The organism is Mesorhizobium sp. LMG17149, assembly GCF_024518695.1.
GTDB lineage: Bacteria > Pseudomonadota > Alphaproteobacteria > Rhizobiales > Rhizobiaceae > Mesorhizobium.
In genome coordinates, this window is sequence record NZ_JANIFL010000005.1 from 169708 (window position 1) to 184344 (window position 14637).

Here is a 14637-nt window from a genome sequence, read left to right on the forward strand (position 1 = left end):
AGCCTCCGAAGCGCGGCTATTTGGCCTTCGCTTTGGCCTTCGAACCGCCTTTGCCCATGACGGAAGCGGCGAGCGACGCAGCACCTCGGGCGGCGACCATGACCGCGCCGGCAGCGACGTTGGCCGTCGCCTTGGCCGTGCGCATCGCACTGCCGCTCAGGGAGTCGCTGGAACTCGCGGGCTTCTTCGGCTTTGCGGCTTTCGGCGCGGCTTTCGCTGCGGTCGGCACCACTTTCTTCGGCGCTGCCTTGCCGAAGGCCGGCTTGGCGTCCTTCGAACGGGCTGTCATCGCCGGGCCGGCGCCGGCCTTGGATTGGGTCGCCTTGCCCTTGGCGGGCGCGGGCTTTCTTGCCTTGATTGCCATTGGACCGAATCCCTCTTTTGGCACAATTGCCGTGTCGGGATAACGGCCTGAAAGTCTTAAGGTTCCCCTTGCGCAATCCGTCGAATCAAGCGGAACGGCCGATCACAAGATCGGCAGCCCGGCGCCGCGCGAGCACGCGCTCGATGTTGGGCAGGTCGTTGGACGCGATCCAGGCGCGCGCATCTTCATCGGAGCGGCCATGTCCGTGCCAGCGCTCCATCAGGCGGCGCTCGAGCTCGTTGCGCGGCACGTCGACGAAGATCGAGAAATCGAACAGCGGCGCCAGCCGCGACCACGGCTCTTCGTCGAGCAGCAGATAGTTGCCCTCGACCAGGATGAACTTGGTTTGCGTGGCGACGATCGAGGCGGCGGCGCGTGACAGCTCCATGCTGCGGTCGAAGACCGGGATGGCGATGTCGGGTTCGCCGGCACGGATACGCTTCAGCAGGGCTTCAAACCCGGCAAAGTCGAAGGTTTCCGGCGCGCCCTTGCGCGCGCGCAGGCCGCGCCGCTCGAGCACGGCGTCGTCATAGTGGAAGCCGTCCATCGGCACGACCTCAGCTGCCCCTTCGGGCAGCAGTTCATGCAGCCTTGCCGACAGCGTCGACTTGCCGGAGCCTGGTGGACCGGCAATGGCGACGATGAAGCGCTTTGCCTTGCCGGCGCGTTTGAAGATGGTGGCGGCGAGATGGGCGATTTCGGACATGAGAGCCTCTCTGGCCTGGATGATCGGCACGATAATTTCCGCTGTATCTTGTCGGCAGTTGGCGGAAATTTCAAATCGGGATTTGAGCTATTGGAGGCGGTCTTTTGCCAAAGTTGGCGCCGCCCCTCATCGCCCTGCCGGGCACTTCTCCCCGTATAGTGACGGGGAGAAGGGGCCAGCCGCAATCTCGGCGCCTACTCTGTAACGCTGGTAGTTGGCGAAATCGGTGATGAGAGCACCCCTCTCCCCGTCACTATACGGGGAGAGGGTGCCGGCAGGCAGGTGAGGGGCGGCGCCAACTTTGGCAATTGATGGGAACCCTTGAACGAACAGAAGTCAGCTGTGCTGTTCGTTCAGGCAGCCACAGGCTGCCCAATACGCAGGAAATCGCTGTCGAAGGGAACCTCCCGCGCCGCGCCGCCCGTCACCAGCCGCATGCGGCCATCCGCCGTCGTGACCTCTTGTGGCGGCTCGCCGCCCGACAGCGGCATCGCGCCGATGACATGGCGAAAGGAAACGCTTTGGCTTTCGCCCAGCGCAAAGGCGGTCGCTACCCCTTCGCGCCTCAGCCAGTTGTCGCCGATCGAGGCGGCATGGCCGACGGCAGCACGGCCATCCTCGATGCCGAGCACGCCCAGGTGGCGACCGCTCCAGGGCGCGTAGTCGCGCCCGCCATTGCTGAGCCACAGCATGGTGATCGGCAGCTCGGCAGGGTTCTTCAGCACCAGCACCAGATCGTCCTCGGCCTGGCGCGCCAGCGCGGTCCAGCCCGGTCCGCCATGATCTGTCTCGACCAGCGTGAGGAAATCCTCGCGCAGGTCGCCCATGCGGTATTCCGTCAGGTCGAGCGTGCCGCCGCCTGCGGCGGGGAAATGGCCGAGATCGGCGGAGCGCGCCGGATAGGCCAGCAGGAAGCGGCCGCGGGCGGGATCCGGCTCCAGCGGATCGTCCAGCGTCGCGGCAAAACGTTTGGGCGAAAAGGCCAGCCTGCCGCCGCCGGTCATTGCCGTCATCGGGTGATGGGCGACCGAAATCGCACCATGGCCACCGGAAAACACATGTTCCTGGTAGAGGAAGGGATGGCCGTCGCGCAGCGTCAGGATCTTGTCGACCGAAGCGCCCATCACCTTGTGCCGCAGGCGGTAGACGGCTCGCCAGCCATCCCCTGTAGCAGCACTATCGACCACATCCCAGGCGCTGTTGGCCGGCCAGCCATGCAGCGGCGCCTCCTCGACATCGCTGCGCGAAAACGGCGCGCAGAGAAAATCGCCGGACAGCCGAACCGTACCTTCCGGCAGATTGTCCGGCAGCGTCTCGCCCGCATCGACCCAGGGCGCGCGATGCAGCGGCTTCAGCTGCCGCCCGCCGCCCTCGACGACCATATCGGCGATATGGCCGACCGTGAGGTCGAGCGAAACCGAAATGCCCCGGGCCTTGATGGTGTGGATGGTCATCGCGCTCTCACCGATTCTGTAGGCGCAAACTGGCCTGTTCGGCGGCACTTGCGCAAGCATTGCGGCAGGCATTTTGCATCAGTTGTCACTCTCCCACATCGCATATGGATTCTTTCGAAGAGGACCCCCACCCTAACCCTCCCCACAAGGGGGAGGGAACGCTGCCGCGTGCCTTAATTGTTCTTTCTTTGCCCCGAAAAGACAGGCGACTAGCCTGGGTCGGCGCCAACGGAAGTCTCCCTCCCCCTTGTGGGGAGGGGTTAGGGGTGGGGGTCCGTGCCGGGCAGACATCTCAAGAATTCCACGTGCGATAGCCCTCCCCACAAGGGGGAGGGTGGGCGCCTCTACTGCCGCTTGTATTCCCGCACCGGCGACTTGGTGTCGTCGGTGTAGGTGACCTGCACCGACATCGATTTCACGCTGTCGGCGACCTTGAAATAGGGCTGGTAGTCGTAGGGGATGGCGTAAGGGTCCTTCTTGTCGCAGGGCGGCATCTTGATCTCCTTGTCGAGTGCCGCGCCGTTCAGGCTGTAATGCACCTGTTTGATGGCACAGCGGTAGGACAGCATCTGGGTGAAATAGACCAGCCCGTGATTGCCGCTGGCATCGAAGGCGATCCACGAGGTCCAGAACTGGTCGAGGATCTGCTTGTTGCCTTGCTGAAGCGCCGTCTCCGGGTCGAAGCGGATGTCGAACGGGCCGGTCTCGCGGCCCCTGATGTCGAGATATTTGATGGCGATAATGCCGGCCACGGTGCTGTCGGGCATCTCGAAGCTCGGATTGGCCATCGGCTTGCCGGTCGTCTGATCGTTCATCGCCAGGAAACCGGTGTCGGTGAACGGACCGCTGTCGCCCATGCGCCAGGAGATGGCGGTCGCCGGCTCCGGCAGCGAGATGGTCATCGACCAGCCCTGGTTGGAGCGCATCGGCGTCAGCGAAGGCACGAAGCGGGCGGGATCGAGCACGTCGCCGAGCGCCGCCAGCCGGCTGCGGCTGCGGTCCAGCCAGTCGGCGAGCTGCGTCTGGTCGACGAAATATTTGAGCAGCCCGCCATCCTTTTCGTAGGACACGAACCTGGTCAGTGCCTTGGCCTCGTTGCGCTTGTCGGCCAGCGTCTGGGCGCCGAGCCGATCTTCCGAAAACTCCTGCGCCAACAGGAAATAGGCCGGCGCGAAATCTGGATTGGCTGATATGAAGGCGTTGAGCTTGTCGAGGCGCTGGGCGTCGTCGAACTGCTGGATATGCACCAGCTTGATCGACAGCGCCTTGCCCTTGTCGGCAAGCGCGCCGAACACCTCGCGCGCGCCGGCCTTGCCGTCCTGCACCCGAAGCAGCGTGGCAAAGCGCGTGTAGGGGTCGATGGCGTCGACGTCGAAACCGGCAAAGGCGAGGTAGGAGCGCCGTGCATTGAGCATGTCGCCGGACAGCTCGTAGACGCGGGCATTGTGGTAGAACTCGTCCGGCCGCTTCGGCTCGGCGATCGCCCCGCCCTGCGCGGCAAGGGCGGCAAAGCCCTTGGCGATGGTGTCGATCGAGGCGGCGATCTGCTGCGTCGTTTCTTGCAGCTTCTCGGTCTGGGCCTGCTGCTGCGCCTGGCCGGCGGCCAGCGTCTCGGTCTGCTTCTTCACCTCGTCGGTGGTCTTCTGCACTTCCGCCGTCTGCTGCGTCTGCTGCTGCTGGACCGAGGCGATCTCGTCGGCCTTCTTCGCCACCGTGTCGGTCGTCTGCTTGACCGCCTCGACCGTCTTTTGCGTCTGCGTGACGGTCTGCTCGATCCTGGCCACTTTTTCGGACACGATGCCCATCGACTGCTGCAGCCCGGCAATGGCCGGCACCAGGCTGGCGATCACTCCGTTCTGGGCGTTGGTCTGCTGCTGCAGGCCGTAGACGCCGCCGGCGACGGCCGCCGCTGTTGTGGCGAAGATCAAGGCCGGCAGCGCTCTGGCCGCCAGCACCAGCCTGAGCACGATGGCAATGGCGATGATAGCCGCAGCCACCGCGGCGACGAGCGCGATATAGGCGGCGAACGGCGCCAGCGGATTGAGGATGTCGGAGGCAGCACCCCCGATAAAGGCGACGCTGCCGGCCCATTTGCCGGTGCGGCTGAGCGATGCCCTGATAAGCGAGGGCGCTGCGCCCCCGGCCCCGATATTCGTCATGCCAAGCCCCCAAGCCCTGAGATACCACGCCCCTTCCCACGGGAAACGCGGCCCTGGCAAGGAAAGACACGGGAAAACCGGCGTTTTCGGGGCAGATGCTCGGCGGGGCCGATAGCCGACACCGGCGCTGCCCCTCATCCGCCTGCCGGCACCTTCTCCCCGTGAACGGGGAGAAGGGAGATGCCGCGGCGTTGGCGTTCACTCTGCGACGCCGGCGGTTGGCGAACCCGTCGAGGAGAGCGTCCTTCTCCCCGTTCACGGGGAGAAGATGGCGGCAGCCAGATGAGGGGCGGCGCCAAGCTCTGAAAATATGCGCAAACCTGGGCAAATGCCTTGCTGCCGCCATTAACCAAATGGACGCATCACATGCGTTACGTTAGCTTCGCCGCATCTCAGCAACAGCCGACCCCAGAACAGACTTGCCCTTGTACAACCCCCTTCCGCTCATCCAGAGATTTTTTGCGGCACTCGCCCTGCTGGTGCTGCTTGCCGGCTGCTCGACCACGACGCCGCCCGACAGCGTGCTGGCCGTGCCGGCGCCGGCGCAGAAATATGCCGCCATCGTCGTCGACGCAAGGACCGGCAAGCAGCTGTTCGAGGTCAGCTCGACGGCGCAGCGCTACCCGGCCTCGCTGACCAAGATGATGACGCTCTATCTGCTGTTCGAGGCGCTGGACTCCGGCCGCGTCAGCAAGCAGACGCAGATCCCGGTTTCGGACCATGCCGCCTCGCAGCCGCCGACCAAGCTGCGCTTCCGGCGCGGCGAGAGCATCGACGTCGATTCCGCGATCCGCGCCATCGTCGTCAAATCGGCCAATGACGTGGCGGTCGCGGTCGGCGAATATCTCGGCGGCTCGGAGGATCAGTTCGCCGCCATGATGACATCCAGGGCGCGCCAGCTCGGCATGACCAGCACCATTTTCCGCAACGCGTCCGGCCTGCCCGACGGTGGCCAGATGACGACGGCGCGCGACATGGCGGTGCTCGGCATGGCGCTGCGACAGCGCTTTCCCCAGCAGTTCCACTATTTCTCCGAAAGCGACTTCATGTTCCGCGGCAAACTCGTGCGCGGCCACAACGACATGCTCGGCCGCGTGCGCGGCGTCGACGGCATCAAGACCGGCTACATCAGGGCCTCGGGCTTCAACATCGTCACCTCCTACAACGCCGACGGTCGCAATTTGATCGTCGTGGTGATGGGCGCCGACAGTGCCCGGCAGCGCAACGACCATGTCGAGGCGCTGATCCAGCGCAGCCTGTCGCCGACCATGGACGGCGCTAAGACAAGGCTGATGTTCGCCGAGCAGTAGTGGGACGCGGGGCGGTTTGCGTCTGGGTGCTCGGCTGCCGCCCACCACTTCGTCATCCACGGGCGAAGCAAGGAGCGTAGCGACGCGGCGCAGACCCGAGGATCCATGCCGGGACTCCAAACGCGTCACCACGGTGCAGAACCTTGCGCACGCTGGCGGGACAGAGGGGGGTGATTGGCGCCAACATCGGGCAAGTTCTTCACCGCAAGCGACACTCGCAGGTCGCGGCATGGATCCTCGGGTCTGCGCGTCCGCTTCGCTCCCGCTCCGCCCGTGGATGACGAAGTCGGGAAGCGATCAAAAACACTTGTAGTCCCACGAAATCCGTCGCGATGCTGGCGATGTTGCGGCATACGTCGCCCAGCACCACCAGGAGCCCACATCATGAGCACCGTCCCCAAAACGCCCGAGCAACCGGCAGACAACCAGCACGACAGCGGCGGCGAATATTTCGAGGCGCCGATCATTGGCGAGCTGGAGGCCGATCCGGTATCGGACGAGCATTTCGACACGCCCGAAGTGCCGGACTCCGAACCCGCGGGCCCCGGCGCCCACCGTGGCAAGCCGAAGAAAAAACCGTCGGCGATCTCGGGCCGCAAGTTCCGCAAGCGCGATCTGGTGCGCATCGACACGCTGCGCCCGAGCCTCGCCGACCGCATCCGATCGGACCATCCCGACCTGCCGGCCGGAGCCCGCATCAGCCGCGCCGAGCTCGGCCGCTACCGCATGCGCTACATGGAGGAGCTGCTGCAGCAGGAGCACGGCGAATTCTCCGAGCTCGACCGCCAGGTGGTCGAATCGATCGCCAGGCAAGACACGATTTCCGAAAACTCGGAGGAGGAGTTCGAGGAGCACCGCACCTTCGCCGACCGCGTCTCCGACAACATGGCGGCTTTCGGCGGCAGCTGGTGGTTCCTGATCTCGTTTGGCAGCGTGCTTCTGGTGTGGATCGGCATCAATTTGATCGCCGGCATGAGTAGCGCCTTCGATCCCTATCCCTTCATCCTGCTCAACCTGCTGCTCTCCTGCATCGCCGCCATCCAGGCGCCGATCATCATGATGAGCCAGCGGCGGCAGGAGTCCAAGGACCGCCTGCGCTCCTTCAACGACTACCGCGTCAACCTCAAGGCCGAGCTGGAAGTGCGCCATCTGCACGAAAAACTCGACTACCTCATCTCGCGCCAATGGACGCGCCTGGCCGAAATGCAGCAGATGCAGCTGGATGCGATGCACGAACTGGCGGGCGCGAAGAAGCCAAAGCGGGCGGTGCGCGGACGGCGAACGGTGGGGGGCGAGGCGGGACAGTGAGGGGGTTCCTCGCCCCCACAAGGTGGGGGGTCCGAAGGACGGGCGAGACCCGTGGCTCGCCCCGGCAAGGTGGCTCGGCGAAGCCGAGACCGAGAGGGGGAGCGCCATATCCAACAAGCGGGTACCAGTGAGGGGACCAACCCGACCCTTGCGACCGACAGCAGCCAATCGCCATTTGCCCGTTGAAGCCCGCCCCGGCTTCCGCTAAGAAGCCGTGACTTGCCGGTTCACCGGCTGGTTCGTTTTCCGGATCACCGGTCCTGAAAGCACCCGTAGCTCAGCTGGATAGAGCGCTGCCCTCCGAAGGCAGAGGTCACAGGTTCGAATCCTGTCGGGTGCGCCAGTCTCACTGAAATATTTGGTTACTGGCCTTGTGCATTAGCCGTACGGCGACGGAGTAATGCCGGAGCACGGCGATCGAGGTTAGTCGCCTGGCGCTCGCTATATATTGGACAACACAGACGAACGGAGGCGATGCCTACGATACGCTTCCCCATATGCCTGGCCAATTCGGAGCTTCGTCGCCAAGCAACAAACCTACACCACTCCAACCAGTCCTGTAGGAGCCTGACTCCCTCGATAGCGAACCTCACTTCTCGCCATCCGCAGGATATCCTCTACAAACTCAAACTGTCCGGATTGGAACCAAATCGGCGTGATGCCTAGTTTAGCCAGATAGGCGTTTCTAGCGACGATGCCGGCCTCGGTCTCAGGACACTGCTCAATAGCGAAATGCTGCGGTAGGAAGCCCCCAGGCGTCAGATTCGCCTTTATGGCTTTGAAGACATCAATTGTCCGGTCGTTGTTCAGCCCGCACCCTAGAAACAGGAGGCTGCTCGTTGTGAAATAGTACGAGAGGATACTCGGCAATGGCAGCGCAAGATCGATATCCACAACACCGTAAGCCGCGTCATACTGTTCCTTGCTCAAAATGCAGCCAGCAGGGTGTCTAATGTCTCCGTGGAGCTTAATGATCGTCGTCTCGTCGACCTTGGGCGCATCAGTAATGGTACTCGGAGTCAGTATTTGGGTTTTGCGCTCTCCGCCGGTATCGTAAGCCTGTTCAATGAGCCGATCGTAGTTGGTGGTGATGAGCGTGTCCGAAAACATTTCAGACAGAATGTAGATCACTTCCGTGATCGTGCCTGTCTTGGAAAATGAGTCTCTAATCTCCTGAACGAATACGTCTCTGCCGATACCTTTTTCGATCCGATCTATGAGCTGCTCATATTGGCCAGCCGCTAGACACTGTTCGATGTCGTGCGTTGCAATTCCGGCCGTTCGGCCTTGGTCCTTGAGGTGCTCTTTCCATGTCTTGAAACCGCCTGGCTGCGAAATGCCTGCGCCGACAAAGGGCACGACATCGCCAGAGAGGATCCGCTCCACCAGTTGATCAAAACGCTGTTCGTTGCGCTCAAACCAGTGGTCATCGCTACAAAGCTCATGCAAATACGCTTGGTTCAAACAGGTAACCCGGCGTTCAATTCGGTACTCACTGAACGCCTGTTGGTAGGCTTCCTTGTCCCCTGCGTAGAGAGCTTTGCTCGATTGCGCCAAACTCAAGGAAACGTTATTTCGGATAAATGTAATTTCTAACTTTGTATCGAGCCATTCATTGAAATCTGAAAAACCTTCAAATTGGCTATGCCCGTCTTCATCGCACCACGTTATTTTCGAAACATTCGCCACCATTTCATTCATCCAGCGGCTTTTGCTACGATGCTATCTGCGAGTCGAAGTTTTTGGCTATCGGCTTCTTTCACTGCTTCTTTATAGGCATCGCAAAGGGCCGTGAGTTCGAAGACTTTGGAGATTATCCGAACTTGTTCCGACATCGGAGGAACTGGGATCGGGAACGCTCGTACAATTGCCATATTTACACGAGGCGCTGCCCCACCAGTTGTCTTTTCTAGCGCAAAGTCCGTTATCCACTTTGAATTCAGAACAAGTTCAAGAAATTCGGGTAGTAGAGCCTTGGTAGCTCGTATCAACATCAGGCGCTGCCCAAGGCAAAGCCGAACGTTTGAAGGAATACGGGCGGCAACCCCCAAAATGCCGCCTTCTCTCTTAAACAGGATATCATTTTCTTGCGGCTGTAACCGCTCAATGCGTTCAGCGAATGTTTCCTCAGAGACAAAGTTGGGCGAGGTTAAGTCCAAAAAACCGGGTTTAACTTGGTCAGATTTTACGCAGATATATCCCTCAACTGTCCATTTTGGCGTGGTGTGTGGGCAGTCGACAATATTGCTGCAAACCCTGCTCAGAGGCTGAACCGCCCAACCTTTGGGCGCCGGAAAGACCCGAGCGCGGGCGCGAAATGACTTCAGGTCGAACGGCTCTGCCTGATCATCCAGGCGCAGGTCGTCCTGATTTGATCTATCGTCACCCTCGATTTGACGAGATAACTTTCCCATAATTGCCATTTGCAAAATTATTTGCTTCAGCTGATCGACACTGTCGTCGGTAACAAACAACATGTCGAAATGGACTTGGATCCGCGCCCAATTGTCGGCCATGTCGTCGGCGTCGCCGCTTGCGATTAGCGTCGCCAGCAATTCTACGACAAGCAGGCGATGTGCTTCTATGGCCCCAAAGGTCCAGGCCTCCAGCCGATCGCAAAGCGCCATTAGCTCGTCGACTTTGGCGACGATGCGTTTTTGTTCTGCGATAGGAGGGATGCCAATTTGAGCTTCAGCAATCTGCCTGCCGGACAAGTGATCAACCGTAGTATAAGCTTTGACGCCTTGAAGGTTCGAGAGTTCAATCTGTAAGGCCATTGCGACGAATGACTTTTCAATCTCGTCACCAATAAATACCAAGCGGGCCACCCGTTGGTTGAGCAATGCGGATGGCCCCGTCCAAGTCGCAACTCGGAACTCGCCGTCCATGCTCACTAAATAGTCTCCATCGCGAACTACGAATTCGTCACGGTATTCACCCGCATAATATGTCCCTGTAAACGGCTGGCCCACATCTCTTATTCTTATAATTGGCAAGCCCAACCCAACTTCGTTGAATTCGTTTGATTTGAAAGCGAAGCCCGGCTGTGGCGTGGCAATCTGCGAAATCGTAGCCAGGACCCATCCACCCGGCAAAACCGCAGATCGCTCATTCCTCTTCGGAATACTCTGATCAGCCTTTCGCATCTGGCCACTTTGAATTAAGCGCCGTTTGGCTTCTGTAACTCGAGCCATAGCAGCTGAGGCATGCTCATCGCTCGAATCTTGCGCAACCAGTTTGCCACGCACCGCCAAATCCAAGATCAGTGCCCGCAATTTGTCGATGCCATAGAGGCCAAATTTCTTCGAACGGCCGCGCCCGGCAGACGACTTGCGGGCGATCGCAGCGGTCCAGAGATCGAGATGGTCGGTCAGAAGGGTGTCGACGCTCACGATTCCGCTCACCGTGCCAACGCTTCGGCAAGGATCGATTTCAGCTGATCGCGGATCGCCTGCATGGAACCTAGAGTTTTTTGGTAGCTCTCTAGCAAATGCTCCGGATCATGGTCGATGACCTCGGCCATATGAGGGTTCTTGCGATCGAGATTGTAGTTGTCGGCAGCGACCTCGGCAGCACCGACCTTCCAGGCATGTCGCGTCACCTTGCGATGGTTGAAGCCATCGGCCTCGCTGCCCCACCAATCGCGCTCAGACTGAAATTCCTCGAATTGCATTGGTTTGGTTTTGTTGTAGCTGGTCACACCGTCCGGATAGGGATGCTCGTAAAACCAGATGGTTTCGGTGGGTAAACCCTTCGTAAAAAACAGGATATTTGTCTTGATGCCGGTATAGGGCGCGAATACGCCATTCGGCAGACGAACCACGGTGTGGAGGTTGCACTCTTCCAGCAGCTGCTGTTTAAGGGTCGATTTGGTGCCCTCGCCAAACAGAAAACCGTCCGGCAGCACCACCGCCGCCCGTCCGTGGGAGCGCAAAAGCCGGATGATCAGCGCCATGAAGAGATCCGCAGTCTCGCGGGTACGCAAATGCGCCGGAAAGTTGTTCTCGATCCCATCTTCTTCCATGCCGCCAAATGGAGGGTTGGTGGCGATCACATGCACGCGGTCACGCTCGCCATAGTCGCGATAGGCTTTTGCCAGCGTGTTACCGTGGGTGATGCCGCTCGGAGTGTCTATGCCGTGCAAGATCATGTTGGTAATGCAGAGCATGTGCGGCAACGCCTTCTTCTCGACGCCACGAATGGTGTTTCTCAACACTTCCTCATCGGATGGCGATTGCACAGATTTGCGTTTGTGTTCGATGGCGCAGGTCAGAAAGCCGCCGGTGCCGCAGGCCGGATCGAAGACGATCTCCCCTAGTTTAGGATCTAACCGATCGATGATGAAACGGGTGACCGCACGCGGCGTGTAGAATTCCCCCGCGTTGCCAGCACTTTGCAGATCTTTCAAAATCTGCTCGTAGATGGCGCCAAACGTATGGCGATCCTCGCTGTTATTAAAGTCTATCTCGTTGATCTTGTTGATTACTTGACGCAGTAGCGTGCCGGATTTCATATAGTTGTAGGCATCCTCGAAGACGTCGCAGAGTAGTTGCGCGCGTCGTCCGGCTTCACCCTGCGCAGTTTGCGGCGCTTTCAGCTGCGGGAAAAGCCGAAAGTTGACGAAAGCGGCCAGTGTATCACCGGTGATACCTTCGCTATTGGCCGCCCAGTTGCGCCAACGCAGGTCTTCCGGAATCGACGATTTAAAGTCATCCTCAATCAGTTCCAGCTCGCTTTCGCGGTCATCATAGATCTTCAGAAAGAACATCCACACCAGCTGGCTGATGCGCTGGGCATCGCCATCGACACCGACATCCTTGCGCATGATGTCCTGGATCGACTTGATAACGCCGGAAATATTAGTCATTCGTTAGACGCCTGTTCATAAATCTGATCTTCGAGCTCGCGCACAGCGTGCTCATATTTCGCTTTTCCGCCGAATGCGCCGTTGATGATTTCAAGCGGCGTGCCAATGTCGGTAAACGGCCTGAGTCGCAGCACCTTGGCTTCCTCGATCGTGGTGATACCCTCATCGGCATATTTGTCGAGCAGCGCCGACAGCACGGCGCGGGCCGTGTCGCCATATTTGGCAAAATAGTTTCGTTTTTTTACTTTTTCGGCCCGCTCGCGTCGGGTCAGTGGCGGCTGGCCATAGGCGATGTGGCATAACAGGTCGAAATCGCCGAAGTCCTTCCCGACTTCTTCGGCGAGATTTGACAGCACAACGCCGTATTCCTCCAGCGCGTCGATAATCGCCTGCTTGCGGTCGCTCGCCTGCCATTTGCGCACGAATTCATTGAGCGAGCTGTATTCAGCTATGATCTGCTTGCGGGCGAACTCGCGGTAAGATTCGGTGATCAGCGCACCATCGGGTCCGATATACTCAATCCGCTCGGCGACGATCCGAGCATCGACACCGCTAATCCGGATCTTGGTGACGCCCGTCGGATCCGCTGGCCCATCGGTACCCTCGCCGTAGTTATCGAGTTCTGGATCCGGATCCGGAGGCACAGGATCGTCATCTGGTCCAGGCGTGTAGATCACCACCGGCTCGCCATCAAAATCGGGATCGCTAAACAGCTCGGTCGCCTTCTTGAAGTCCATTATGGTGTAGAAATACTTGTTATTATCCTCGTCGATGCGGCTGCCGCGCCCTATGATCTGCTTGAACATTGTCATCGAATTGATCGTCCGGTCGAGTACGATGAGCTTGCAAGTTTTGGTATCGACGCCGGTGCTCAAAAGCTGCGAAGTTGTAGCAATCACTGGATAGAGTTCTTCCGGATCGATGAAGCGATCTAGCTCGGCTTTTCCCTCGACGCTGTCGCCTGTGATGCGCATGACGTACTTAGAATTATCGCGCGCCAAATCACCGGCTGCATTGACAATAGCCTTACGCATTCGCTCGGCATGGTCGATATCCTCGCAAAAGATAATGGTTTTCGACATCGGGTCGGTTGCCAGCAACAGTTTCATCACCCGTTCCGCTACCAACTTGGTGCGCTGGTTCAGGATCAGGATGCGGTCCATGTCACTTTGATTATATTCGCGCTCCTCGACTGCATTACCCAGATCGTCAATCATGCCTGGCGGTGGCGTCCAGCCCTCTATATCGCGATCGATATCGATGCGGATAACCTTGTATGGCGCCAGGAATCCGTCCTCGATGCCCTGTCTCAGGCTGTATTTGTAAACCGGGTCGCCGAAATAGCTGATATTGGAGACATACTCGGTCTCCATCGGAGTCGCAGTCATGCCGACATGCACGGCATTGCCAAAATAGTCGAGTATTTCCCTCCAAGCAGAGTCCTCGGCAGCACTGCCGCGATGGCACTCGTCGATGACTATCAGATCGAAAAACTCTGGCGACACTGACTTGAAAATCTTGTCGGATTCGTTTGGTCCAGTCAGCGCCTGGTACAGTCCTAGGTGGATTTCATAGGCCGGATCGATCTTGCGGTTTTTCACCTTGGTCATCACCGGGCCAAACGGCTTGAAGTCATTGACGAGGGTCTGGTCGACCAGGATATTGCGATCGGCGAGAAACAGGATGCGTTTGGCCTTGCCCGCCTTCCACAGCCGCCAGATGATCTGGAAGGTGGTATAGGTCTTGCCGGTGCCGGTCGCCATTACCAGAAGCACCCGCCTCTGCCCTTTAGCGATCGCCTCAACGCTACGGTTGATCGCCTCGACCTGGTAGTAGCGCGGCTCCTTGCCTTCGATCTCGCGGTAATAGGGTTGCTCCACTAGGGCGACTTCATCAGCTCCGATGTTGTGGAATATCCTGTAGCGTCGCCATAGCTCGTCCGGCGTTGGAAACTGTTCGAGCGGCAATTCGGTTTCGATATCCGTTCCTGATGGGACGGTCATGTCATGGCTGGCGAAGCCTTCGCCATTGGAACTGAAGGCGCACGGCAGCTGCAAGATGCCGGCATAGTCCAGCGCCTGTTGCAGACCATGGCTCATCGAAAAGGTATTGCTCTTGGCCTCGATGATTGCCACCGGAAGCGATGGCTTCCAAGACAGCAGATAGTCGGCGAATTTCTTTTTCTTTTTGTTGCGAGACGAGGCATTGCCTCGCACAATTATCGGCCCAGGCGCCAGCGTAACCTCACGCCGAATTTGCGTCATGGGGTCCCAGTTAGATGCCTTAAGGGCTGGCGAAATGAAAAGATCGCAAATGTCAGACTCGCTGAGCTTAAGTTTTTCCGATTTTTCCATTCTTCCGTCCCCGGCTAACCCTGCATGTCATATGAGGGTGAGCCTCCTTATCCCCTATTCAATCACATCGGAGCCGAAATTAGTTACCGTCGAGGCCGCCATCCAACCAAGGTTC

General features: G+C 59.3%; 10 protein-coding genes and 1 tRNA gene. 3 read left to right on the top strand and 8 right to left on the bottom strand.

Annotated elements, in window-relative coordinates; all coding sequences use genetic code 11:
• Positions 1 to 16: 16 nt before the first annotated feature.
• From NP945_RS12970 to NP945_RS12985, 4 genes are all read right to left on the bottom strand, one after another.
• Positions 17 to 364, bottom strand: coding sequence for a hypothetical protein (locus NP945_RS12970; protein ID WP_256746560.1), 348 nt, complete (start codon positions 362 to 364; stop codon positions 17 to 19).
• Between the two features lie 85 nt (positions 365 to 449).
• Positions 450 to 1070, bottom strand: a complete 621-nt coding sequence (locus NP945_RS12975; protein ID WP_128307774.1) for a nucleoside triphosphate hydrolase — start codon at positions 1068 to 1070, stop codon at positions 450 to 452.
• A gap of 353 nt (positions 1071 to 1423) precedes the next feature.
• Positions 1424 to 2524, bottom strand: coding sequence for a hypothetical protein (locus NP945_RS12980; RefSeq protein ID WP_256746561.1), 1101 nt, complete (start codon positions 2522 to 2524; stop codon positions 1424 to 1426).
• Positions 2525 to 2868: 344 nt separating this feature from the next.
• On the bottom strand, positions 2869 to 4683 hold the full coding sequence (locus NP945_RS12985; protein WP_256746562.1) for a methyl-accepting chemotaxis protein: 1815 nt from the start codon (positions 4681 to 4683) through the stop codon (positions 2869 to 2871).
• A 425-nt stretch (positions 4684 to 5108) separates the two neighbouring features.
• Between NP945_RS12985 and NP945_RS12990 the strand changes: the two genes are divergently transcribed.
• The 3 genes from NP945_RS12990 to NP945_RS13000 all read left to right on the top strand — a co-directional run bounded on the left by NP945_RS12990 (position 5109) and on the right by NP945_RS13000 (position 7644).
• On the top strand, positions 5109 to 5993 hold the full coding sequence (locus NP945_RS12990; protein WP_256746563.1) for a D-alanyl-D-alanine carboxypeptidase family protein: 885 nt from the start codon (positions 5109 to 5111) through the stop codon (positions 5991 to 5993).
• A gap of 384 nt (positions 5994 to 6377) precedes the next feature.
• Positions 6378 to 7301, top strand: coding sequence for a DUF1003 domain-containing protein (locus NP945_RS12995; protein ID WP_256746564.1), 924 nt, complete (start codon positions 6378 to 6380; stop codon positions 7299 to 7301).
• Positions 7302 to 7567: 266 nt separating this feature from the next.
• A tRNA-Arg gene (locus NP945_RS13000) sits at positions 7568 to 7644 on the top strand.
• A gap of 194 nt (positions 7645 to 7838) precedes the next feature.
• On the opposite strand, the gene NP945_RS13005 is transcribed toward NP945_RS13000, so the two are convergent.
• Genes NP945_RS13005 through hsdR form a run of 4 tightly spaced genes read right to left on the bottom strand, consistent with a single transcriptional unit; the run spans position 7839 to position 14522 of the window.
• The gene (locus NP945_RS13005) at positions 7839 to 9002 is read right to left on the bottom strand and encodes an SIR2 family protein (RefSeq protein ID WP_256746565.1); all 1164 of its coding nucleotides are present in this window, start codon (positions 9000 to 9002) and stop codon (positions 7839 to 7841) included.
• Positions 8999 to 10693: a restriction endonuclease subunit S gene (locus NP945_RS13010; protein ID WP_256746566.1), complete on the bottom strand. Its 1695-nt coding sequence runs from the start codon at positions 10691 to 10693 to the stop codon at positions 8999 to 9001. The genes NP945_RS13005 and NP945_RS13010 overlap by 4 nt, the downstream gene beginning before the upstream one ends.
• Positions 10694 to 10701: 8 nt before the next feature.
• Positions 10702 to 12168, bottom strand: coding sequence for a class I SAM-dependent DNA methyltransferase (locus tag NP945_RS13015; protein WP_256746567.1), 1467 nt, complete (start codon positions 12166 to 12168; stop codon positions 10702 to 10704).
• Positions 12165 to 14522, bottom strand: coding sequence for an EcoAI/FtnUII family type I restriction enzme subunit R (gene hsdR, locus NP945_RS13020; protein ID WP_256746568.1), 2358 nt, complete (start codon positions 14520 to 14522; stop codon positions 12165 to 12167). Before hsdR ends, NP945_RS13015 begins: the two co-directional genes overlap by 4 nt.
• Between the last annotated feature and the right edge of the window lie 115 nt (positions 14523 to 14637).

Bases quoted from the DNA above. Each gene is read 5' to 3' on its own strand.
- NP945_RS13005 (WP_256746565.1), bottom strand. From the start codon at position 9,002: ATGAATGAAATGGTGGCGAATGTTTCGAAAATAACGTGGTGCGATGAA.
- NP945_RS12970 (WP_256746560.1), bottom strand. From the start codon at position 364: ATGGCAATCAAGGCAAGAAAGCCCGCGCCCGCCAAGGGCAAGGCGACC.
- hsdR (WP_256746568.1), bottom strand. From the start codon at position 14,522: ATGGAAAAATCGGAAAAACTTAAGCTCAGCGAGTCTGACATTTGCGAT.
- NP945_RS12985 (WP_256746562.1), bottom strand. From the start codon at position 4,683: ATGACGAATATCGGGGCCGGGGGCGCAGCGCCCTCGCTTATCAGGGCA.
- NP945_RS13015 (WP_256746567.1), bottom strand. From the start codon at position 12,168: ATGACTAATATTTCCGGCGTTATCAAGTCGATCCAGGACATCATGCGC.
- NP945_RS12980 (WP_256746561.1), bottom strand. From the start codon at position 2,524: ATGACCATCCACACCATCAAGGCCCGGGGCATTTCGGTTTCGCTCGAC.
- NP945_RS12975 (WP_128307774.1), bottom strand. From the start codon at position 1,070: ATGTCCGAAATCGCCCATCTCGCCGCCACCATCTTCAAACGCGCCGGC.
- NP945_RS12995 (WP_256746564.1), top strand. From the start codon at position 6,378: ATGAGCACCGTCCCCAAAACGCCCGAGCAACCGGCAGACAACCAGCAC.